Origin of the sequence: Agromyces sp. NPDC056523 (assembly GCF_042794545.1) — a bacterium.
Taxonomy (GTDB): domain Bacteria; phylum Actinomycetota; class Actinomycetes; order Actinomycetales; family Microbacteriaceae; genus Agromyces.
The window spans coordinates 65,761-87,606 of sequence record NZ_JBHTTM010000002.1; the positions used below are offsets into that span (position 1 = coordinate 65,761).

General features: G+C 70.7%; 18 protein-coding genes. 13 read left to right on the forward strand and 5 right to left on the reverse strand.

Annotated features, from left to right (window positions below):
- The first annotated feature begins 111 nt into the window (after positions 1 to 111).
- The gene (locus ACFQ58_RS07305; protein ID WP_376950420.1) at positions 112 to 666 is read left to right on the forward strand and encodes a MerR family transcriptional regulator; all 555 of its coding nucleotides are present in this window, start codon (positions 112 to 114) and stop codon (positions 664 to 666) included.
- A gap of 76 nt (positions 667 to 742) precedes the next feature.
- Here the strand turns inward: ACFQ58_RS07305 and ACFQ58_RS07310 are convergent, their stop codons facing one another.
- A complete protein-coding gene (locus tag ACFQ58_RS07310) occupies positions 743 to 1,585 on the reverse strand; it encodes a ParA family protein (protein ID WP_376950421.1) in 843 nt (280 codons plus the stop codon).
- A gap of 79 nt (positions 1,586 to 1,664) precedes the next feature.
- On the opposite strand from ACFQ58_RS07310, the gene ACFQ58_RS07315 reads away from it, so the two are divergent.
- The 3 genes from ACFQ58_RS07315 to def all read left to right on the forward strand — a co-directional run bounded on the left by ACFQ58_RS07315 (position 1,665) and on the right by def (position 7,054).
- Positions 1,665 to 5,069 (forward strand): pyruvate carboxylase, encoded by a 3,405-nt coding sequence (locus ACFQ58_RS07315; RefSeq protein ID WP_376950422.1) that lies wholly within the window; start codon positions 1,665 to 1,667, stop codon positions 5,067 to 5,069.
- Positions 5,070 to 5,104: 35 nt separating this feature from the next.
- Complete coding sequence (locus tag ACFQ58_RS07320) at positions 5,105 to 6,475, forward strand: MinD/ParA family protein (RefSeq protein ID WP_376950423.1); 1,371 nt, start codon at positions 5,105 to 5,107, stop codon at positions 6,473 to 6,475.
- Positions 6,476 to 6,562: 87 nt separating this feature from the next.
- Entirely contained in the window at positions 6,563 to 7,054 is a 492-nt protein-coding gene (gene def / locus ACFQ58_RS07325; protein ID WP_376950424.1) for a peptide deformylase, read from the forward strand.
- 91 nt (positions 7,055 to 7,145) lie between these two features.
- Here def and ACFQ58_RS07330 read toward each other — a convergent pair whose 3' ends face one another.
- Positions 7,146 to 9,014: an AMP-dependent synthetase/ligase gene (locus ACFQ58_RS07330; RefSeq protein ID WP_376951103.1), complete on the reverse strand. Its 1,869-nt coding sequence runs from the start codon at positions 9,012 to 9,014 to the stop codon at positions 7,146 to 7,148.
- A 119-nt stretch (positions 9,015 to 9,133) separates the two neighbouring features.
- Between ACFQ58_RS07330 and ACFQ58_RS07335 the strand changes: the two genes are divergently transcribed.
- The 3 genes from ACFQ58_RS07335 to ACFQ58_RS07345 all read left to right on the forward strand — a co-directional run bounded on the left by ACFQ58_RS07335 (position 9,134) and on the right by ACFQ58_RS07345 (position 12,280).
- Complete coding sequence (locus ACFQ58_RS07335) at positions 9,134 to 10,087, forward strand: ROK family glucokinase (RefSeq protein WP_376950425.1); 954 nt, start codon at positions 9,134 to 9,136, stop codon at positions 10,085 to 10,087.
- 52 nt (positions 10,088 to 10,139) lie between these two features.
- Complete coding sequence (locus ACFQ58_RS07340; protein WP_376950426.1) at positions 10,140 to 10,829, forward strand: lysophospholipid acyltransferase family protein; 690 nt, start codon at positions 10,140 to 10,142, stop codon at positions 10,827 to 10,829.
- 122 nt (positions 10,830 to 10,951) lie between these two features.
- On the forward strand, positions 10,952 to 12,280 hold the full coding sequence (locus ACFQ58_RS07345; RefSeq protein WP_376951104.1) for a class II 3-deoxy-7-phosphoheptulonate synthase: 1,329 nt from the start codon (positions 10,952 to 10,954) through the stop codon (positions 12,278 to 12,280).
- 55 nt (positions 12,281 to 12,335) lie between these two features.
- Here the strand turns inward: ACFQ58_RS07345 and pknB are convergent, their stop codons facing one another.
- Both pknB and ACFQ58_RS07355 read right to left on the reverse strand, forming a co-directional pair.
- On the reverse strand, positions 12,336 to 14,249 hold the full coding sequence (gene pknB, locus ACFQ58_RS07350) for a Stk1 family PASTA domain-containing Ser/Thr kinase (protein ID WP_376950427.1): 1,914 nt from the start codon (positions 14,247 to 14,249) through the stop codon (positions 12,336 to 12,338).
- Between the two features lie 97 nt (positions 14,250 to 14,346).
- The gene (locus tag ACFQ58_RS07355) at positions 14,347 to 15,447 is read right to left on the reverse strand and encodes a LysM peptidoglycan-binding domain-containing protein (protein ID WP_376950428.1); all 1,101 of its coding nucleotides are present in this window, start codon (positions 15,445 to 15,447) and stop codon (positions 14,347 to 14,349) included.
- 135 nt (positions 15,448 to 15,582) lie between these two features.
- Here ACFQ58_RS07355 and ACFQ58_RS07360 point away from each other — a divergent pair, with 135 nt between their 5' ends.
- On the forward strand, positions 15,583 to 15,921 hold the full coding sequence (locus tag ACFQ58_RS07360; protein ID WP_092670357.1) for an Rv2175c family DNA-binding protein: 339 nt from the start codon (positions 15,583 to 15,585) through the stop codon (positions 15,919 to 15,921).
- A gap of 15 nt (positions 15,922 to 15,936) precedes the next feature.
- Here ACFQ58_RS07360 and ACFQ58_RS07365 read toward each other — a convergent pair whose 3' ends face one another.
- Positions 15,937 to 17,049 carry a polyprenyl synthetase family protein gene (locus tag ACFQ58_RS07365; protein WP_376950429.1) on the reverse strand — a complete coding sequence of 371 codons (1,113 nt, stop codon included), beginning with the start codon at positions 17,047 to 17,049 and terminating at the stop codon, positions 15,937 to 15,939.
- Between the two features lie 75 nt (positions 17,050 to 17,124).
- On the opposite strand from ACFQ58_RS07365, the gene ACFQ58_RS07370 reads away from it, so the two are divergent.
- From ACFQ58_RS07370 to ACFQ58_RS07390, 5 genes are all read left to right on the forward strand, one after another.
- The gene (locus ACFQ58_RS07370) at positions 17,125 to 17,517 is read left to right on the forward strand and encodes a DUF3040 domain-containing protein (RefSeq protein ID WP_376950430.1); all 393 of its coding nucleotides are present in this window, start codon (positions 17,125 to 17,127) and stop codon (positions 17,515 to 17,517) included.
- 370 nt (positions 17,518 to 17,887) lie between these two features.
- A complete protein-coding gene (gene mraZ, locus ACFQ58_RS07375; protein WP_376950431.1) occupies positions 17,888 to 18,319 on the forward strand; it encodes a division/cell wall cluster transcriptional repressor MraZ in 432 nt (143 codons plus the stop codon).
- Positions 18,320 to 18,422: 103 nt separating this feature from the next.
- Complete coding sequence (gene rsmH / locus ACFQ58_RS07380; RefSeq protein ID WP_376950432.1) at positions 18,423 to 19,376, forward strand: 16S rRNA (cytosine(1402)-N(4))-methyltransferase RsmH; 954 nt, start codon at positions 18,423 to 18,425, stop codon at positions 19,374 to 19,376.
- Positions 19,373 to 19,990: a hypothetical protein gene (locus ACFQ58_RS07385; RefSeq protein ID WP_376950433.1), complete on the forward strand. Its 618-nt coding sequence runs from the start codon at positions 19,373 to 19,375 to the stop codon at positions 19,988 to 19,990. The genes rsmH and ACFQ58_RS07385 overlap by 4 nt, the downstream gene beginning before the upstream one ends.
- 37 nt (positions 19,991 to 20,027) lie before the next feature.
- Positions 20,028 to 21,836 (forward strand): peptidoglycan D,D-transpeptidase FtsI family protein, encoded by a 1,809-nt coding sequence (locus tag ACFQ58_RS07390; protein WP_376950434.1) that lies wholly within the window; start codon positions 20,028 to 20,030, stop codon positions 21,834 to 21,836.
- The last annotated feature ends 10 nt before the right edge of the window (positions 21,837 to 21,846 follow it).

Sequence of the window (21,846 nt, forward strand, 5' to 3'; positions counted from 1 at the left end):
GACCGGCGACACGCCGTGACGTTCGGCCCGATGTCCTCGACTCCGATGCCGCGCGTGGGTAGCGTGGGACCCGCGCCGTCGAGGCGCCGACGAGAGGTGAGGGGCGATCGGATGAGCGAGCTCGATCGGAGCGAACGCACGCGCTACGACCTCGGATTGCTCTTCACCGACGGGCTTCCCGAGCACGACGACGGCACCGGCTACCGGGGCGCCGTGGCGGCTCGGGCGGCGGGCATCAGCTACCGCCAGCTCGACTACTGGGCGCGCACCGAACTCGTGGAACCCACCGTGCGCGGTGCGGCCGGCTCCGGTTCGCAGCGGCTGTACGGATTCCGCGACATCCTCGTGCTGAAGCTCGTGAAGCGGCTGCTCGACACCGGCATCTCGCTCCAGCAGATCCGCGTGGCCGTCACCCAGCTCCGCGAGGCCGGCATCGACGACCTCGCCCAGACGACGCTCATGAGCGACGGCGCCAGTGTCTACCTCTGCACGTCCGATGACGAGGTCATCGACCTCGTCAACCGCGGCCAGGGCGTGTTCGGCATCGCCGTCGGCAAGGTGCTCCGCGAGGTGGAGTCCACGCTCGTCGAGCTCGACACCCAGCAGGCCGACCACGTCGACGAGCTCGCCGCCCGCCGCGGTCGGTCGAACCGCAAGATCTCCTGAACGCGTCGCCGTCGCGGCATCCGCTCGCCTGACGACCGCGTCGTGTGACGCCGCGTGACGCCGCCCGAGCGGATCGTCAGCGGCTGCCGGAATCGAGCTCGAGTCGCGCGCCCGGAGCCGGCGCGTAGTCGCCGATCCGTGCGGTGCGGAGGACGCGCTCGAGCAGCTGGTCGAAGTGCGCCGACATCTCTTCTGCGCTCTCGCCCGGCCACATGTGAAGCGGCTTCGCGGCGCCCTGCGCCTGCTGCAGCGACGTGCGCTCGGGCAGCTGCGGGCTCAGCACGAGCGGGCCGAACATGTCGCGCAGCTCCTTGATGCGGAACTGGTGCTCGAGCGACTGCACCCGCGCCCGGTTCACGATGATGCCGAGCGGCTGCAGCCGGGGGGAGAGGCCGCGGCGGATCTCCTCGATCGCGCGCAGCGCGCGGTCGGCGGCGGCCACCGAGAACAGGCCCGGCTCGGTCACGACGGCGACGCGGTCGCTGGCGGCCCAGGCGGTGCGGGTGAGCGCGTTGAGGGACGGGGCGCAGTCGATGAGGACCAGCTCGTAGTCGGTCTCGACGTTGGCCAGCGCCTCCTCGAGCTTCCAGATGTCGCGGATCGACGGGTGCGGCCCGTCGTAGTTGATGGCGGACGGGCTGCCGATCATGACGTCGATGGTCGACTGCGGGTTCGATCGGGCCCAGCCGCTGGGCGCGATCGCCGAGCGGACGATCTTCTCCTTCGGCGACGCGAGCACGTCGGCGACGTTGAGGTGACCGCTGACCTGGATGTCCATGCCGGTCGAGACGTCGGACTGCGGATCGAGGTCGACGACCAGCGTGCGCACGCCGCGGGCGAAGGCGGCCGACGCCAGTCCGAGGGTGACGGTCGTCTTGCCGACACCGCCCTTCAGGGAACTGACCGAGAGAACGTGCACGAGCGAATACGTTACCGTTACTCGCAACGCGATACCTAAATGTTCGCTGTGCGGAAGTCCCCCATTCGGAAAGGCCTGCATGTTCTCGAAGATCCTGGTCGCCAATCGCGGTGAGATCGCCATCCGGGCGTTCCGTGCCGCCGTCGAGCTCGGTGCAAAGACCGTCGCCGTCTTCCCGTACGAGGACCGCAACTCGCTGCACCGCCTGAAGGCCGACGAGGCGTACCAGATCGGCGAGCCGGGCCATCCGGTGCGCGCCTACCTCGACGTCTCCGAGATCATCCGGGTGGCGAAGGAATCGGGCGCCGACGCGATCTACCCCGGCTACGGCTTCCTCTCCGAGAACCCCGAGCTGGCGCAGGCCGCGGCCGACGCGGGCATCACGTTCATCGGGCCGCCCACGCGCGTGCTCGAGATGGCCGGAAACAAGGTCACCGCGAAGGAGCAGGCGATCGCGGCGGGGGTGCCCGTGCTGAAGTCCACCGAGCCCTCGCGCGACGTCGAGGCTCTCCTGGCGCAGGCCGATGGGATCGGCTTCCCGATCTTCGCGAAGGCGGTCGCGGGCGGCGGCGGGCGCGGCATGCGACGCGTCGACCGGCCGGAAGACCTGCGCCGTGCGCTCGAGGAGGCCATGCGCGAAGCCGACAGCGCGTTCGGCGACCCGACCATGTTCCTCGAGCAGGCCGTGCTCCGCCCCCGTCACATCGAGGTGCAGGTGCTCGCGGATGCCACGGGCGAGACCGTGCACCTGTTCGAGCGCGACTGCTCGGTGCAGCGCCGCCACCAGAAGGTCGTCGAGATCGCACCGGCACCCAACCTCTCCGACGAGATCCGGCAGTCGCTCTACCGCGACGCGGTCGCGTTCGCGAAGTCGATCGACTACGTCAACGCGGGCACGGTGGAGTTCCTGCTCGACACCGCGGGCGAGCGCGCAGGGCAGCACGTCTTCATCGAGATGAACCCCCGCATCCAGGTCGAGCACACGGTCACCGAGGAGGTCACCGATGTCGACCTCGTGGTCGCCCAGATGCGCATCGCGGCCGGCGAGACGCTCGCCGACCTGGGCCTCACGCAGGACCGCATCCAGCTGCGCGGTGCGGCCCTGCAGTGCCGCATCACGACCGAGGATCCGACCGCGAACTTCCGCCCCGACACCGGCAAGATCACGACCTATCGCTCGCCGGGCGGAGCGGGCATCCGCCTCGACGGCGGCACGGTGAATCCGGGCGCCCAGATCAGCCCGCACTTCGACTCGATGCTCGCCAAGCTCATCTGCCGCGGGCGCGACTACCCGCAGGCGGTCACGCGGGCCAAGCGCGCGCTCGCGGAGTTCCGGATCCGAGGCGTCTCCACCAACATCCCGTTCCTGCAGGCCGTGCTCGACGACCCGTCGTTCATCTCGGGCGACCTCAGCACCTCGTTCATCGACGAGCGCCCGCAGCTGGTGCGCGGCCGGGTCTCGAAGGACCGCGGCACGAAGATCCTGAACTGGCTGGCGGATGTCACGGTGAACCAGCCCAACGGGCCGGCGCCGACCTCGGTCACCCCGGTCGAGAAGCTGCCCGACATCGACTTCACGCAACCGGCGCCGGCCGGCTCCCGCCAGCGGCTGCTCGAGCTCGGGCCCGCCGGGTTCGCGTCGGCCCTGCGAGCCCAGACGCCCCTCGCGGTGACCGAGACCACGTTCCGCGACGCGCACCAGTCGCTGCTCGCGACCCGGGTGCGCACCCGGGACCTCGTCGCGGTCGCGCCGTACGTCGCGCGCCTCACACCCGAGCTGCTCTCGGTCGAGGCATGGGGCGGGGCGACCTACGACGTCGCCCTCAGGTTCCTCGGCGAAGACCCCTGGGAGCGGCTCGCCTCGCTGCGCGAGGCCCTGCCCAACATCAACATCCAGATGCTGCTGCGTGGCCGCAACACGGTCGGCTACACGCCGTACCCGACCGAGGTCACCGACGCCTTCGTCGACGAGGCGGCCGCCACCGGCGTCGACATCTTCCGCATCTTCGACGCGCTCAACGACGTCTCGCAGATGCGGCCCGCGATCGACGCGGTGCTCGCCACGGGCAGCTCGATCGCCGAGGTGGCCGTCTGCTACACGGGCGACCTGCTCGACCCGGCCGAGGACCTCTACACCCTCGACTACTACCTCCGGCTCGCCGACGACATCGTCGCCGCCGGCGCTCACATCCTCGCCATCAAGGACATGGCCGGCCTGCTGCGCCCCGCGGCCGCCGAGAAGCTCGTCGCCGCGCTGCGGGATCGGTTCGAGCTGCCGGTGCACCTGCACACCCACGACACCGCCGGCGGACAGCTCGCGACGCTGCTGGCCGCCAGTCGCGCCGGGGTCGACGCGGTCGACGTCGCCAGCGCGCCCATGGCGGGCACGACCAGCCAGCCATCCGCCTCGTCGCTCGTGGCCGCGCTCGCGCACACCGAGCGCGACACGGGCATCTCGCTCGACGCCGTCTCCGACCTCGAGCCGTACTGGGAGGCGGTGCGTCGTCTCTACCGGCCGTTCGAATCCGGTCTTCCCGGTCCCACCGGCCGCGTGTACCACCACGAGATCCCGGGCGGCCAGCTGTCGAACCTCCGCCAGCAGGCCATCGCGCTCGGCCTGGCCGACGACTTCGAGCTCATCGAGGACATGTACGCCGCCGCGAACGAGATCCTCGGCCGCGTTCCCAAAGTGACGCCCTCGTCGAAGGTCGTCGGCGACCTCGCCCTGCACCTCGCGGCCGTGAAGGCCGATCCGGCGGACTTCGCCGCAAATCCCGACAAGTACGACGTGCCCGACTCCGTCATCGGCTTCATGGCCGGCGAGCTCGGCGACCTCCCGGGCGGGTGGCCCGAGCCCTTCCGATCGAAGGTGCTCGCAGGACGCGACATCCGCGTGGGGGTCACCGAGCTGACGCACGCCCAGCGTCGCGGACTCGAGGAGGCCGGCGACGAGCGTCGCGCATTGCTGAACGCGCTGCTGTTCCCCGCACCGACCCGGCAGTTCGAGCAGATCAGAGAGCTGTTCGGCGACCTCTCGGTCATCGACACCGCCGACTACCTCTACGGGCTGCGGCCGGGGTCCGAGCACGTGGTCGAGATCGCCCGCGGCGTGCGGCTCTACGCCGGCCTCGAGGCGATCGGCGAGGCCGACGACAAGGGCATGCGCACCGTCATGACGATCCTCAACGGCCAGTTGCGTCCGGTGTTCGTCCGCGATCGCAGCATCACGGTCGAGAGCCGTGCCGCAGAGAAGGCGGATGCATCGCAGCCGGGCCAGATCGCCGCTCCGTTCTCGGGCGTGGTCACCCTGCAGGTCGAGCCGGACGCCGAGATCGCGGCCGGCCAGGCCGTGGCATCCATCGAGGCGATGAAGATGGAGGCGGCGATCACGTCGCCCGTCGCGGGCGTCGTCGAGCGCGTCGCGATCCCGAAGACGCAGCAGGTGGAGGCGGGTGATCTGCTCGTCGTCGTGCGCCCACGATAGACTCGGGAGCGTTCCGCACCCCCGAGGAGGAATCGGTGGCTGAACACGATGACGAGACGGGCCCGGTTGCCCGCCGCCCACGTTCCCGCAGCACCGAGCGCTCCGCCGACGCCGGAGGGGCGCACGCCGCCGACCGCGAGCCGGTGGATGTCCGCGTCGACCTCCCGCCCGCGCCGGCCCCGCAGATGCCCGACGACGAGGTCGCCGTGGCCATCGACGACGTGGCGATCGACCCTGGCGACTTCGGGGCCGTCACCACGGGAACGACCTCGGTCGAGGTGCTCGCGGCGTCCACCTCGCACGGCGGCTATCGGCGTACGGCGGGTCGCGATGCCTCGCCGTACAGCGCGCTGCTCGCCTCCGACGCCTCCCGGCTGCGTCGCGAACGCGTGACCACCGACACCGGTGCCCACGTGGCGATCGTCGAGGAGACCGGCACCGACCTCCTCCCCGCCGAGGTTCCCGAGACGCCCGACTCGTTGACGCCCGACCGGCTCATCGACCTCAACCGCACGACGCGCCCTGCGCCTCAGGGCGGACTCAACCGCTTCCTCTATGAGGCGACGCTGCACGTCGTGAACCTCGGGGATTCGGCGAAGGTCCGAGCCCACAAGGCGATGAACGAGCGGATCAGGCGTCGCTTCGAAGGCGGAGCGCGGTTCGTGCCGGTGCTCACTCGCAAGGGCGGGGTCGGGAAGACCACGGTGACGGCACTCCTCGGCATGGCACTCGCCGATGCGCGCGACGACCGGGTGATCGCGATCGACGCCAATCCCGATCGCGGCACGCTCGCCGAACGCGTCGACCGCCAGACGCGCGAGACGGTGCGCGACGTGGTCGCGAAGGCCTCGTCGATCGGCGGCTACACCGACTTCTCGAAGTTCGTCTCCCGCGACGAGACGCGCCTGGACATCCTCGCCTCCGACACCGACCCGACGCTCAGCGAAGCGTTCGACGCCGACGACTACAACGTCGTCGCCGGGCTCGCCGCCCGCTACTACTCGCTAGTCCTCACCGACTGCGGCACGGGCATCGTGCACTCCGTCATGCGGGCCACGCTGCAGCGAGCCGACTCGATCGTCGTCGTCTCGGGCGGCAGCGTCGACGAGGCGCGACTGGCGAGCGAGACGCTCACTTGGCTCGAGGCCAACGGATTCGGCGAACTCGTCCGCAACGCCGTGGTCGCCATCAACCTGGCCACGCAGGGCACGCATCTCGTGAAGGTCGACGAGATCGAGGCGCACTTCCAGTCCCGTGTGCGCGAGATCGTGCGGATGCCGTACGACCCGCAACTCGCGGCCGGATCGGTGGTGCACTGGAGCGACCTCCGGCCCGTGACGCAGCACGCGGCCCGCGAGCTCGCCGCCCTGGTGGTCGAGGGCCTGCCGGTCGAGCGCGGGCACTGAGCCCATCCGTCACGTACGATGATCCCCGCCCGTCGAGCACGGGCTCGAACCCTGCCCGACGTGCTCGGGCCCGAACACGGAGCAGCATTGCCGGAACGTCCCATTCGCCTGTTCGGCGACCCCGTCCTGAAGACCGTCTCCGCACCCGTCGAGCAGGTCGACGACCGCGTGCGCGGCCTCGTCGACGACCTCGTCGACAGCGTCCGGCTGCCCGGCCGCGCCGGCGTCGCCGCGCCCCAGATCGGCGTGAACCTGCGCGTGTTCAGCTACAACGTCGACGGCGAGGTCGGGTACGTGATCAACCCCGAGATCGTCGAGGCCTCCGGCGACGTCGAACTCGTCGACGAGGGATGCCTCTCGGTGCCGGGCCTCTGGCACAAGACGCCGCGGCGCCCCTTCGCCCGGGTGCGCGGCATCGACCTCGGTGGCAACGTCGTCGAGATCGCGGGGGAGGGACTGATGGCCCAGGCGCTGCAGCACGAGGTCGACCACCTCGACGGGATCGTCTACCTCGACCGGCTCGAGAAGGACGAACGCCGTGCGGCCATGCGGGCCGTCCGAGAATCCGACTGGTTCTGAACGCGCGGCGCGCGGATGCGACATCCGCTCGCCGCACGACGACGACGGGGCTCCGCGATCATCGCGGAGCCCCGTCGTCGTGCGGGAATCGTCAGCTGACGATCGAGTGGCCCTCGGTCGCGGGCGCGCCCGAGTACATGCCATCGATGTCTGCCCCGAAGTCCTCGAGGATCACGTTGCGCTTGATGCTCATCTTCGGCGTCAGGTGACCGCTCGCCTCGGTGAACTCGATCGGCAGGATGCGGAACTTGCGGATGGACTCGGCCCGCGAGACGTGCTCGTTGGCCGTATCGATCGCGCGCTGCACCTCAGCGAGCACGGCCGGGTTCGTGGTGGCCTCGTCGAGGCTCATCCCGGCGTCCTCGTGATGGTTGTTGAGCCACACCGGCAGCATCTCGGGGTCGAGCGTCACGAGCGCGGAGATGAACGGCTTCTGGTCGCCGACCACGACGACCTGGCCGACGAGCGGGTTGGCACGGATCGGGTCCTCGAGCGCGGCGGGGGCGACGTTCTTCCCGCCCGCCGTGACGATGATCTCCTTCTTGCGGCCGGTGATCGTGAGGAACCCGTCGGCGTCGAACGTACCGATGTCGCCGGTCTTGAACCAGTCGCCGTTGAAGGTGTCCGCCGTCGCCTCGGGGTTCTTCCAGTACTCCTTGAAGACGTTGATGCCCTTGACCTCGATCTCGCCGTCGTCGGCCAGGCGGACCGAGACGCCGGGGAGCGCGGGGCCGACCGTGCCGATCTTCGACTTCGTCACGAGGTTCACGGTGGCCGGAGCCGTGGTCTCGGTCAGGCCGTAGCCCTCGAGGATCGTGATCCCGAGCGCGTGGTAGAAGTGGCCCAGGCGCGGACCGAGCGGGGCCGAACCCGAGACGGCGTACTTGACGTTGCCGCCCATCGCGTGACGCAGCTTGGTGAACACCAGGCGGTCGAACAGGGCGAACTTGAGTCGCAGGCCGAGCGGGATCTTGCCACCGGCCTCTTGGGCGGTCGAGTAGGCGACCGCGGTCTCGGCCGCGGCGTGGAAGATCTTGCCCTTGCCGCCGGCCTCGGCCTTCTGCTCGGAGACGTTGTAGACCTTCTCGAACACGCGGGGCACCGCGAGCAGGAAGGACGGCTTGAAGCTGCCGAGCGACGGCAGGAGCTGCTTCGTGTCGGGTTGGTGGCCCACGCGCACGCCGGCGTGGACGCACAGCACGGAGATGAAGCGCGCGAACACGTGCGCGGTCGTGATGAAGAGCAGCGTCGACGCGCCGTCGGGGTCGAGCACGACCTCCTGGAGCGCGACCGCGGCGTTCCGGGACAGCTCGACGAAGTTGGAGTGGGTGAGCACGCAGCCCTTGGGCTTGCCGGTCGAGCCCGAGGTGTAGATCAGGGTCGCGATGTCGCTCCCGACCGCGAGGTTGCGGCGGCGCTCGATCTCGTCGTCGGGCACGTCGGCGCCGGCGGCGACGAGCTTGTCGAGGTCGCCGAGGTCGATCTGCCACGCGCTGCGGATGGCCGGGAGGTCGGGGTGCACCTCGTCGAACCGCGCGAAGTGGTCGGCGGTCTCGAGGATCACGGCCACGGCGCCCGAGTCGCCGAGGTTCCAGCGCACCTGCGCGGGGGAGCTCGTCTCGTAGATCGGCACCAGGACGGCGCCCGCAAACCACGCCGCGAAGTCGATGAGCGTCCACTCGTAGCGGGTCTTGCACATGAGGCCCACCTTGTCGCCCGGCTGGATGCCGGCCGCGACGAAGCCCTTCGCCAGGCGGACGACCTGCTCATGGAACTCGCGCGTGGTGACCGGGCTCCACCCGCCGTCGGACGTCGGCAGCGAGAACAGCACCGAGTCGGGGGTCGCCTTCGCCCGCTCGACCAGCAGGTCGGTCGTGTTGGCGTCGGGGTCGGCGGCCACGAGTGGGGCTGTGGCGAATTCGGTCACGGTAGCTCCTTCGGCACCGGGAGGGTCGCACATGCGTCGGGGCGGCACGAACCTCGGCATTGGGGTTGACTACACTCTAGTCGGTGCGCCCCCGGCAGCCTCGGGACGCTTGTGCACCCCCTCCAAACGATCCCACTCCGAAAGGCCCCCAATTGGCGCTTGCGATCGGTATCGACATCGGCGGCACCAAGATCGCGGGTGCCGTGGTCGACGAGCTCGGCGCGATCGTGCGCTCGGAGCGCGTGCCGACCCCCGCCGGCGACGCCGCCGCGCTCGAGGATGCGGTGGTGAAGATGATCCGCACGCTCTCCCACGAAGCGGATGTCTCGGCGGTCGGCGTCGCGGCGGCCGGCTTCATCGACGCCGCGCAGTCGACGGTCTACTACGCGCCCAACATCGACTGGCGCAACGAGCCCTTCCGCGAGAAGCTCGAGGCGCGCGTCGGTGCCTCCGTGGTCGTCGAGAACGACGCCAATGCGGCGGGGTGGGCCGAGTTCCGCTTCGGCGCGGGCCGGATGGTGAGCGACATGGTCATGCTCACGATCGGCACCGGGGTCGGCGGCGCGATCGTCGCCGGCGATCGCCTCTTCCGCGGCGGATTCGGCGCAGGAGCCGAACTCGGCCACCTCCGGGTCGTGCCGAACGGCATCGCCTGCGGGTGCGGCCAGCACGGATGCCTCGAGCAGTACGGGTCGGGGAGGGCGCTCCTCCGGATGGCGAACGAGATCGCCGATGCCGGCGGGATCGGCCAGGCGCTCGCCCGCGCGCGCGAGGAGCACGGCGCCCTGGACGGCGCCATCGTCGGCGGTCTCATCGGAGCCGAGGACCCTGGCGCGGTGGCCGCCCTGCGCCAGCTGGGCCAGTGGCTCGGCCAGGCGTCGGCGAGCCTGTCGGCCGTGCTCGATCCGCAGCGGTTCGTCTTCGGCGGCGGCGTCGCGGTCGCCGGGGAGCTGCTGCTCGCGCCGATCCGCGAGGCCTTCCTCGAGCACCTTCCGGCGCGGGGCTACCACCCCGAGCCCGACTTCGTGATCGCCGAGCTCGTCAACGACGCCGGCGTGGTGGGCGCGGCCGACCTGGCGCGGCTCTGGGTCGAGGAACACGCCTGAGCGGTCGCGCACTAGGCTGGCTGCCGGGCGTTCGGCGAGACGGAGGACACCGGTGTTCTACTGGATCATGAAGCACATCGTGGTCGGCCCGATCCTCCTCGCGATCTTCCGGCCCTGGGTCGTCGGCCTCGAGAACGTGCCCAAGGACGGGCCCGTGATCCTCGCCTCGAACCACCTGTCCTTCATCGACTCGATCTTCCTGCCGCTGGTCGTCGATCGTCCGGTCGTCTTCCTCGCCAAGAGCGAGTACTTCACCGGCAAGCGCCTCAAGGGGTGGGCGACGCGCGTCTTCTTCCAGGCGGCCGGCCAGCTTCCGATCGACCGATCGGGCGGCAAGGCGTCGGAGGCCTCGCTCAACACCGGCCTGCGCGTGCTGGGCGAGGGACGCATCCTCGGGATCTACCCCGAGGGCACGCGCAGCCCCGACGGTCGCCTGTACCGCGGTCGCACCGGCGTGGCGCGGATGGTGCTCGAGGCCGGCGTGCCGGTCGTGCCCGTCGCGATGATCGGGACGGCCGAGGTCATGCCGATCGGAACCCGGCTGCCGAAGGTGCGGCGCGTGGGCATCGTGTTCGGCGACGCCCTCGACTTCAGCCGCTTCCACGGCATGGAGGGCGATCGGTTCGTGTTGCGCTCCGTGACGGACGAGCTCGTCTACGACCTGCGGGCGCTCAGCCGCCAGCCGTACGTGGACGTCTACGCGAGCACCGTGCGGGAGCAACGCGCTCCGCAGTCGCGGTAGGCTGGCCGGTACGGCGTCGCCCCGTGCGGCGCCCGTTCCCATTCCCCGCGCGCACTGCGCCCGAACTCCCAGGACACCAAGTGGTACAGCTCGTCGAGCCCATCGTGAACGCAGATCCCTCCGTGATCGCGGGCCTCGACTATTGGCGCACGCTGCCGATCAAGCAGCAGCCGGCCTGGCCCGATCCAGAGGCGGCGCACGCGGCGTCCGCCGAACTGGCGACGCTGCCGCCCCTCGTGTTCGCGGGCGAGGTCGACATGCTGCGCGACCGGCTGGCCGCCGCCTCGCGCGGTGAGGCATTCCTGCTGCAGGGCGGCGACTGCGCCGAGACCTTCGCGGGGGCGACCGCCGACCAGATCCGCAACCGGGTGAAGACCGTGCTGCAGATGGCGGTGGTGCTGACGTACGGCGCGTCCATGCCGGTCGTGAAGATGGGCCGGATGGCGGGCCAGTTCGCCAAGCCCCGCTCCAGCGACACCGAGACGCGGGGGGATGTCACGCTGCCGGCCTACCGCGGCGACATCGTGAACGGGTACGACTTCACGCCCGAGTCCCGCGCTGCCGACCCGTCGCGCCTGCTGCAGGGCTACCACATGGCGGCGTCCACGCTGAACCTGATCCGCGCCTTCACCCAGGGCGGCTTCGCCGACCTGCGACAGGTCCACGCCTGGAACCAGGGTTTCGCCGCGAATCCGGCCAACGTCCGCTACGAGAAGCTCGCGCGCGAGATCGACCGCGCCGTGAAGTTCATGGATGCGTGCGGGGCCGACTTCGACGAGCTCAAGCGCACCGAGTTCTACACGGGTCACGAGGGCCTGCTCATGGACTACGAGCGCCCGATGACGCGCATCGACTCGCGCACCGGCACGCCCTACAACACCTCGGCGCACTTCATCTGGATCGGCGAGCGCACCCGCGAGCTCGACGGCGCACACGTCGACTTCCTCTCGCGCGTGCGCAACCCGATCGGGGTCAAGCTCGGCCCGACCACGACGCCCGAGGTCATGCTCGAGCTGGTCGAGAAGCTCGACCCGAATCGCGAGCCCGGGCGACTCACGTTCATCACCCGGATGGGCGCGGGGAAGATCCGCGATGCGCTGCCTCCGCTGCTCGAGGCGATCACGCGCAGCGGCGCGAACCCCCTGTGGGTGACCGACCCCATGCACGGCAACGGCATCACGACGCCCACCGGCTACAAGACGCGTCGGTTCGATGACGTGGTCGACGAGGTCAAGGGCTTCTTCGAGGCGCACCGCGCCGCGGGCACGCACCCGGGCGGCATCCACGTCGAGCTCACGGGCGACGACGTCACCGAGTGCCTCGGCGGCTCCGAGCATATCGACGAGGAGACGCTCGCCACTCGGTACGAGTCGCTGTGCGACCCGCGGCTGAACCACATGCAGTCGCTCGAGCTGGCGTTCCTGGTGGCCGAGGAGCTCGCGGCGCGCTGAGCGCGTCGGCCGTTCCGGCCGGAGCGTTGCCCGCTCCGGCCGGAACGCTCCGCCCCTACGGCTGGAAGTTGACCGTGATCTCGGTGCCGCGCGCGACTTTCTCGCCGGCCGCCGGGCTCTGCGCCGACGCGACCACCGCGCCCTCGAGGAAGGGCGGCACGTTCGACGCGACGGCGAAGCCGGCGGCTTCGAGCTGCGCTCGCGCCTGTGCGATGGTCTGGCCGGTGACCACGTTCGGGACCTCGACGAGGTCGGGGCCCTTGGAGACGGTCAGGCGAACGGTGTCGCCCGGATTCATGGGATCGTCGAGCCAATCGGCCGTGATGACCACGTCGACTGCGACGTCGTTGCTGAACTGCGGATCGGCGAACTCGACGACGAGTTCGGCAGCCTTCAGGCGCGTCTCGGCCTCGCCCACCGCGAGGCCCTCGACGGGCGGGACGCGCCCGACCGAGACCACGAGCGTGATGGCCCCGCGCTCGGGATAGGTCGCGGGCACCGGCGCTCCACCGCCGTCGAGCACGGCGATCACCGCGCCCGCTTCGACGTCGGGCGAGAACTGCCTCGTCGAGTCCTCCGCGACGGCGAAGGCCTCGAGCGCCGTGCGCGCGTCGGCCTCGGGCAGGCCCACGACCTGCGGCACGTCGAGGATCTGCGGCCCCAGGGAGACGAAGAGCTGTACGGTCGATCCGCGGCGTGCCAGCGCGCCGTCCTCGGGATCGGTGCCGGAGACCTGCCCCGGGGGGATCAGCGGATCGTTCCGTTCGGCGGGCTCGACCTCGAAGCCCGCTTCCTGGAGCACCTGGGTCGCCGTGTCGGGCAGCATGCCGGTCGTGTCGGGAACCGTGGCCAGCGAGCCCGGGCCGGCGCCGAAGTACCATCCGGTGCCGGCCGCGAGCCCGGTCAGGAGCAGCACCAGGGCGAGCAGCCAGTACCCGCGGCGGCGTCGGGCACTCGAGGAGCGCGCGAGCGTCACCGCATCGCCCGCCTCGTCGTCGTCGACCACAGTCGCGGTCGGAACGACCATGCCGCCGTTCGGTGCGAGCACGCGCGTCTCTGCGGTCGGTGCCGCGTCGATCGCGCCGATGATGGCAGTGTCACCCGCCGCCGTTCGCGGATGCGCGGGCCGGAGCGCGGGCTCGAGCTCGCGGAGCCGCTCGAGCATGATGCGCGCGTCGGCCGGCCGCTCGTCGGGATCGCGCGAAGTGGCCCACAGCACGATCCCGTCGAGCTCGGCGGGGACGGCGGGATTGCGAGTGCTCGGGGCGGGCACCGACTCGTTCGCGTGCTGGTACGCGATCTGCATCGGCGCCTCGCCGACGTACGGCTGCTCGCCGGTGAGCATCTCGTACGCCATGATGCCGAGCGCGTAGATGTCGCTCCGGGCATCCGCGACGCCGCGCGTCACGAGCTCGGGGGAGAGGTATGCGATCGTGCCGAGCAGCGCCTGTCCGGTGGCCGTGTTGGCGCTCGCGGCCCGAGCGAGCCCGAAGTCGCCGAGCTTGATGCGCCCGTCGTCGGCGAGGAGCACGTTCTCGGGCTTGAGGTCGCGGTGCACGATGCCGGCCTTGTGCGCGGCGGCGAGCCCTGCGAGCACGGCGTCGAGGATGTCGACCGTCTGCTCGGGGGTGAGGCGCTTGTAGTCCTTGAGGAGGTCGCGAAGGGTGATGCCGGGCAGGTACTCCATGACGAGGTACGCCATGTCGGCGTCCTGGCCCTGGTCGAAGACGTTCACGACGTTGGGATGCGCGAGGCGGGCGGCCGAGCGCGCCTCCTGCACGAAGCGCGTCTTGAAGGTGTTGTCGTCGGCGAGGTGTCCGTGCATCACCTTGATCGCGACGCGACGCTCGAGGCGGAGGTCGGTGGCGAGGTACACCGTCGCCATGCCGCCGCGCGCGATGCGCGAGCGCACCTGATACCGGCCGTCGATGAGACGGCCGATCATCGGGTCGGCTGGCGCAGTGGTCACCGTACGAGTCTACGAAGGAGCGTATGCCGTCAGATGAGCAAACGCCGGGCGGCTGCGGATCGCAACGCCATCGTGACGATGGATGGTTCGGGTCGCGTCATCCGAGTTCGCCGAGCCAGCGCTGCGCCGACGCCTCCCACTTGGCGTAGTGCTCGGGATGGCCGCTGTGCTGGACCGACTGCGCGGCATCGGTGAGCGTCATGGACGACCAGCTGGGCACGTCGAGCAGCCCCGGCGCGGTGCCGACGGTCGGCGACGATGGGCCGCCGTAGAACGCGGCGGCGGCGTGGACCGGATCGAGCACGTCGTCCACGGTGCCCCAGCCCTGGCTCGGACGCTGCTGGAACAGTCCGAGCGAGTCGCGATCGCCGTGGTCGAGGTTGCGCAGGCCGGACTCCTGTGCGGCGACGGCCAGGGCGATCACGATGCCGCTGTCCGGTATCCCGAGGCCTCGGCCGATGTCGACGATGATCCGAGCGTTGACGCGCATGGCATCGTCCAGGTGCACGTCGAGCATGGCGGCCGGGGCTTCATCGTCGGCCGATTCGACGGCAGGCGGACTCACCGTCGGCGGCTCGGCGGCATCGGCCGTGGCGTCGCCGCCGGCGGGTAGCACGATCGCCTGGCCCGGGAAGATGAGGCTCGCCCGGCTCAGCCCGTTCGCGCTCAGCACGACGTCGACGTCGAGTCCGTATGCGGCGGCGATCCCGCTCACGGTGTCGCCCGGACGCACGATGTGGCGTGCGATCTCGGGCCGTGGCACGGGAGGTGCGGTCGAGGCCGCTGCGGTCCCACCGGGCATCGCGAGCCGCTGTCCGGGGAAGATGAGGCTCGACCAGCTCAGCCCGTTCTCGGCGAGCACCTCGGCGGTCGACAGGCCGTACCGGGCGGCGATCGCGCTCACCGTGTCGCCCTCCTGCACGGTCACCTCCGCTGGGACGTCTGAGGCCGCAGCACTGCTCGGCACCTCGACCGCGACCGGCGCACCCGAGACCGCCCTGGGCTTCGGGTGGCGCTTGACGGTCTGCGGCGCAGCCGCGGCCGGCTGCACGATCCCGAGGGTCACCGCGACGGCGCCGGCAACGGCGACGGGAAGCGTGAGCAGGCGGCGGATGCCACGACGGCGAGCTCCGCGGGAGGCGGCGTCGGGGCGTCCGGCCTGCCGGCCGGCGGACGTCGCTTCCAGGTGCTGGTCCATGGTCCCCCTCCGCATCGAGCGGATGCGGTCACCGTCTCACCGAGGTGCGGGCGAGTCAAACACATCCGCGCGCGTCGCCGCGCCTCGCCGTCGAGGCGGTTCCCTCCGGATGCGGCTGCGTGGCAGTCTGTACGCGTGACCGACGCCCAGCAGACCGAGTGGCTGACCGTTCCCGACCTCGTCGAGCGCCTCGGGCAGACCCCGAGCCGCATCCGTCGCCTGATCGACGAGCGCTACCTGCTCGCGACCCGGGTCGACGGCGTGCTGAAGGTGCCCGCCGCGTTCCTGCGCGACGACGCGCCGTTGCCCGAGCTCCACGGCACCGCGATCGTGCTCGCCGATGCCGGGTTCAGCGACGCCGAGGCGCTCGAGTGGCTCCTCGCGGAGGAGGACAGCCTCGGCACCACGCCGATCGCGGCGCTCCACGCCGGGCGCAAGTCCGAGGTGCGGCGCGTGGCCCAGGCGCTCGCCTGACGGCTGGGGCGGGGCTCAGCTCGCCCGCCGGGTGACGGCCTCGGCCAGGCTGGCCAGCGCCGCCGACGCGTCGCGATCGATCGCCGCCGACTCCAGCGCACGCGTCCCGTCCTCGGTGTGCATCGCGATGAGTCGTTCGACCTCGTCGACCGCGCCGCACTCCCGCAGCGTCTGCTGCAGCACGCGCACCTGGTCGTCGTCGAGTTCGGGATCGCCGAGGAGTTCGTCGAGCAGTCGACGCTGGGGCGATGCCAGGCGTTCGCGCGCGATCGCGATGAGCACCGTGCGCTTGCCCTCACGCAGGTCGTCGCCCGCGGGCTTGCCGGTCAGCGCGGGGTCTCCGTAGACGCCGAGCAGGTCGTCGCGGAGTTGGAAGGCGATGCCCAGCGGCAGCCCGAACGCGCGCAGCGCGTCGAGCTCGGCGGCGGAGGCGCCCGCGATCGCACCGCCGATCACCAGCGGCGCCTCGATGCTGTACTTGGCGGACTTGAACACCACCACGCGCTCGGCACGCGCGCGCTGCGCGTCGTCGGGCATCGCGATCCATGCGCGTTCCTCGAGGATGTCGAGGTACTGGCCGACGGTGACCTCGGTGCGCATGCGGTTGAACTCGAGCCGGGCCGAGCGTGCCGCCGGGCCGGCCGGGAGTCCGGCCAGCCCGTCGTCGAGCAGCTCGTCGCTCCAGCCGAGGAGCAGGTCGCCGAGGAGCACCGCGGCGGCGCGGCCGTACTCGGGCGCACTCCCAGCCCAGGCCGATTCGGCGTGCTGCGCCTCGAAGACGCGATGGGCGGATGGCGCGCCGCGACGCGTGTCGGAGTTGTCGATGAGGTCGTCGTGCACGAGTGCCGCCGCGTGGAACACCTCGAGTGCCGCGGACGCGGACACCACGGCAGCCCGCTCGGCCGTCGCGGCGATATCGGCCGGCTCGCCCGCCGTGCCGCGGACCGCCTCCCACCCGCGCACGCAGAACTGCGCCCGGAAGCGCTTGCCACCGCTGAGAAAGCGCTTGGAGAATTCCGACAGCGGGTCGAGGTCGGGTGCGATGGAGCGGAGAATGGAGGCACGGCCGGAAAGGAATTCCTCGAGGCGTTCGTTCACCAGATCGACGAGTCGGGGAGCCGGGACCATCGTCCTAGCCTAGCGACGACGCAGCAGACTAGAATGGCGTCACGAAGCGTCGGTCCCGAGCATGAGGGGAATGAGATGCCGCTTTCAGAGCAGGAGCAACGCCTTCTCGAAGAGATGGAGCGGAACCTCTACAAGAACGACGCCGACTTCGTCGCGACGGTCGGAGGTGCCGGTCGTGGGCGACCCAATTACCGGGCCATCGTCCTCGGCGTACTGCTCGCCGTCGCCGGCGCCGGCGCGCTCATCGGCGGCGTCGCATCGCAGCTGCTCATCGTCGGCGTCCTGGGCTTCGCGCTCATGTTCGTCGGCGTGCTCGTCGCCATCACGCCGTCCAAGCGCTCGGCCGCGTCGAACCCGGTCTCCGGCGTGGCCGGCCCGGCCGGGCCGTCCCGACAGTCGAAGCCGCGTGCCGGCTTCATGGACCGGCTGAACGAGCGGTGGGACCGCCGCCAGGACGGGCACGACTGACCGCAGCTCACTGAAGACCGACTGACGGGCCGATCGGGGATCGGCCCGTTTCTCGTGTCCGAGGGCGATCCTCCACCGCCTGCGCCTCGAGCCCTCCACTTCCCTCCCTGCGCCGCACGCGATGCGCCACCGGCCGACGCGACTCCGTCTCACGACCGCGTTCCACTGGCGGCTCATACGCCCGATCGGCAGATCCCGTCAACCCCATGCGCTGGTCCATCCACTTCCCTCCACCTGCAGAATCCCCGTGGATCCGGGGCTGCACTGAGGCGAATGGGTCGCAAACCGGCCAATGTCGTTGTTTGGTGGAGGACAGTGGAGTAAAGTGGAGCCTGCACCTGGTTCCTGGCCGGAGGATGGGGGTGACGCGATGTTCCTCGGAAGCTATGAACCGAAGCTCGATGAGAAAGGCCGCGTCATTCTTCCGGCGAAGTTCCGGGAGGAGCTGTCGAACGGCCTCGTGCTCACGCGAGGTCAGGAGCGCTGCATCTACGTGTTCAGCGCGCGGGAGTTCGAGAGCATGAGCGAGAAGATCCGCCAAGCCCCCGTCACGAGCAAGCAGGCGCGCGACTACATGCGCGTCTTCCTCTCAGGGGCCTCTGCGGAGACCCCCGACAAGCAGCATCGGGTCACCATCCCCGCGAACCTCCGCACGTATGCGGGGCTCGACCGCGACCTCACGGTCATCGGAGCGGGCACGCGGGTGGAGATCTGGGATGCGGCGGCGTGGCAGAGCTACCTCGCCGAGCAGGAGGCGGCCTTCGCGGAGACGGCGGAGGAGGTGATTCCCGGACTCTTCTGAGTCCACGGGTCGCGACTCCCAGCCGTGCGAGCCTGCTGCACTTCCCCGCAGCAGGACGAACGGATGGGGATCGGGACCCGGAGGACCGGGAGCGGGAGGCATCATGGACATCGAACGGATCCACACCCCGGTGATGCTCGAGCGCACGCTCGAGCTCCTGGAGCCGGCGCTCGGGCGCGAAGGCGCGGTCTTCGTCGATGCCACGCTCGGCATGGGCGGCCACACCGCCGCGGTGCTCGAGCGGTTCCCGGGCGCCACGGCGATCGGGCTCGATCGCGATCCCGACGCGCTCGGGATCGCGGGAGAACGGCTCGCGGCCTTCGGTGGTCGCGCGCGATTCGTGCACACCGTGTACGACGGCATCGCCGACGCCGTGCGCGGCGAGGGATTCGACGAGGTGCACGGCATCCTGTTCGACCTCGGCGTCTCGTCGCTGCAGCTCGACCGCGCCGAGCGCGGTTTCGCCTACGCGAAGGATGCGCCGCTCGACATGCGCATGGATGCCACGCGTGGCCGCACCGCGGCCGACGTGATCGCCGAGTATTCCGAAGAGGACCTCCGCCGTATCTTCCGCGACTACGGCGAGGAGAAGCTCGCCGCTCGCTATGCGCGCGCGATCGTCAAGGCGCGTCAGTCCGAGCCCATCACGCGGTCGGGACGGCTCGTCGAGGTGCTGCACGATGCGACGCCCGCCGCGGTGCAGCGGGCGGGCCATCCGGCCAAGCGCGTCTTCCAGGCGTTGCGCATCGAGGTGAACGAGGAGCTCGCGGTGCTCGAACGAGCGCTGCCCGCCGCGCTCGACCTCGTCGCCGTCGAGGGCCGCATCGTGGTCCTCGCGTACCAGTCGCTCGAGGACCGGCTCGTCAAGCGCGTCCTCGCGGCGGCATCCAGTTCCACGGCACCCCCCGGGCTGCCGATGGAGCTTCCCGAGCATCGCCCGCAGTTCCGGCTCCTCGTCAGGGGTGCCGAGCTCGCGAGCGAGGCCGAGCAGGCGGAGAACCCGCGTGCCAAGCCGGTGCGCCTGCGCGCCGCAGAACGAGTGAGGAGGCCGTCGTGAGCGCACTGCCGGCCCAGACACGACCCGCACGCCGCGCTGCGCCCGGCGTGGCGCCCGAGCGCACGAGACGGCTCCGCCCCGCGCCCGAGACCGTGCGTCGCGCGAGGCCGAGGCTCGCCTACGGCGTCGTCGCGCTCGTCTCCATCGGCGTCATCGCCATGGCGCAGCTGCTGCTGTCGGTCGCGATGACGCAGGGCGCCTACGAGCTCGACGCGCAGCTCCTCCGCCAATCCGAGCTGCAGCGCGAGCAGCAGAAGCTCTCGGACGACCTCGACCGGCTCGAGTCGCCGCAGTACCTCGCCATGAACGCCGAGGCGCTCGGCATGGTCCCGAACTCGGATCCCGTGTACCTGCGCCTTTCCGACGGCGCCGTGCTCGGCGCACCGACCGCGGCGGCAGGTGCGGCCGGCGCATCCTCGTCCCTCGTGCCGAACGCGCTCATCGACGGCGTGCCGCCGATCACCGAGCAGGCCGCGGAGGAGACTGCCGGCAACGGCAACGGCAACGGCAACGGCAACGGCAACGGCAACGGCAACGGCAACACGCCCGGCGCCGGCACGCCGGCCGCGCCACCGGCCCTCCAGGGCGGACTGCCGACGCCCGCCACGCACTGACCGACCGACCGAGCCGCGAAGGGAGCGGACCCGACCGATGAACCGTGTGAGCCGGCGGCCGGTGCGCCGCGTCGTCGCGGCGGGCCTCGCGCTCGTGCTGATGGTGGGGTGGTTCGTCATCCGGCTCGTCGACATCCAGGTGGTGCGCGCCGCCGAGCTCAACGCCGCGTCCGAGGACGTGCGGTCCCGGGTCGCGACGATCTACGGCGAGCGCGGCGAGATCCTCGACGCGAACGGGATCGTCCTCGCCGACAGCGTCATGCGCTACGACATCGCGCTCTCGCCGAAGCAGGCGATGCTCGGTCCGGTCGTCCGGGAACAGCCCGATCCGGCCGACGCATCCAAGACCGTCGACGTCGAGGTGCCGCTCGAGCAGGTCCTGTCCGAGCTCGGCGCGGTCATCGGACGCTCACCCGAAGAGCTGCGCGGCGTCATCGACGCATCGCTCGAGGAGGACCCCGACTCCGACTTCGCGTACGTCGCGAAGCTGGTCGACACCGAGACCTACGAGAAGGTCGAGGCGCTCGACATCCCGTGGGTCGTGCCGTACGAGCACCCCAGCCGTCGGTATCCCAACGGCGCGGTCGCAGGGAACCTGCTCGGCTTCATGGACCCCGACGGCCTCGCCGTCGCCGGGCTCGAGTACTCCGAGGATGCGTGCCTCGCCGGCGAGAACGGCCAGCGCACGTGGCTGCACAGCCTGAAGGACTGGGTCGAGATCCCCGGCTCCGAGCGCGTCCTCTCCGAGGCGCGCCAGGGCGGCGACCTGCAGTTGACCATCGACGCCGACCTGCAGTACTTCGTGCAGCACGTGGCCGCCGCGCAGGTGCAGGCGACGGGCGCGCAGTGGGCGACCGTCTCGGTGATGGAGGCGAAGACCGGTCGCCTCCTCGCGGTCGCCGACGTCCCCACGGTCGATCCCAACTCGCCGTCGGCGGTCGACTCCGACGACCGCGGGTCGCGCGCGTTCACGGCGCCGTTCGAGCCGGGCTCGACCTTCAAGACGCTCACCTCGGCCTCCGTCATCGACGCCGGGAAGGGCGACCCGACTGCGGGCGTCACCGCGGACTACCAGTACCTGCCATCGAACGGTGCGGACATCACCGACAGCCACGGTCACGGGCCGACCAACTACACGATGACCGGCATGCTCATCGACTCGTCGAACACGGCGATGTCGCTGTTCGGCGAGCGCGTGAGCGACGAGCAGCGCTACGAGGACATGCTCGACTTCGGGCTGGGATCGGTGAGCGAGGTCGGATTCGCCGGCGAGGCATCCGGCGACCTGCACGGCGGGCCCGAGGCCTGGGACGCCCAGACGAAGTACGCGACGATGTTCGGCCAGGGACTCTCGACCACCGCCATCCAGATCGCCAGCGTGTACCAGACGATCGCGAACGGCGGCGTCCGGATGCCGGTGACGCTCGTCGAGGGGTGCCGGACGGCCGACGGGGCCGTCACCGACGTCGCGTCCACCGAGGGCAGCCGAGTGGTCTCCGAGAAGGCGGCCGACCAGACCGCCCAGATGCTCGAGCAGGTCTACCTCGAGGGATGGCTCGCCGACGACTGGGAGATCCCCGGATACCGGGTGGCGGCGAAGACCGGAACCGCGCAGGTCGCCGACGGGAACGGCGGCTACCAGAGCGGCCACCTCGTGTCGGTGTCCGGGTTCGCCCCGGCCGACGACCCCGAGTTCGTCGTTTCGGTCAGCATCATGGACCCGGTTAAGATGAATTCGTCCGCCGCATCCGCTCCCGTCTTCCAACAGGTGATGAGCCAGGTGCTGAAGAAGTATCGGACGATTCCATCCGGCGCTCCGGCGCCCGAATTGCCAGCCACCTGGTAGAAAGTTGGGT

Bases quoted from the DNA above. Each gene is read 5' to 3' on its own strand.
- ACFQ58_RS07305 (WP_376950420.1), top strand. From the start codon at position 112: ATGAGCGAGCTCGATCGGAGCGAACGCACGCGCTACGACCTCGGATTG.
- ACFQ58_RS07315 (WP_376950422.1), top strand. From the start codon at position 1,665: ATGTTCTCGAAGATCCTGGTCGCCAATCGCGGTGAGATCGCCATCCGG.
- ACFQ58_RS07330 (WP_376951103.1), bottom strand. From the start codon at position 9,014: ATGTGCGACCCTCCCGGTGCCGAAGGAGCTACCGTGACCGAATTCGCC.
- ACFQ58_RS07355 (WP_376950428.1), bottom strand. From the start codon at position 15,447: ATGGACCAGCACCTGGAAGCGACGTCCGCCGGCCGGCAGGCCGGACGC.
- ACFQ58_RS07365 (WP_376950429.1), bottom strand. From the start codon at position 17,049: ATGGTCCCGGCTCCCCGACTCGTCGATCTGGTGAACGAACGCCTCGAG.
- ACFQ58_RS07370 (WP_376950430.1), top strand. From the start codon at position 17,125: ATGCCGCTTTCAGAGCAGGAGCAACGCCTTCTCGAAGAGATGGAGCGG.
- mraZ (WP_376950431.1), top strand. From the start codon at position 17,888: ATGTTCCTCGGAAGCTATGAACCGAAGCTCGATGAGAAAGGCCGCGTC.
- rsmH (WP_376950432.1), top strand. From the start codon at position 18,423: ATGGACATCGAACGGATCCACACCCCGGTGATGCTCGAGCGCACGCTC.
- ACFQ58_RS07390 (WP_376950434.1), top strand. From the start codon at position 20,028: ATGAACCGTGTGAGCCGGCGGCCGGTGCGCCGCGTCGTCGCGGCGGGC.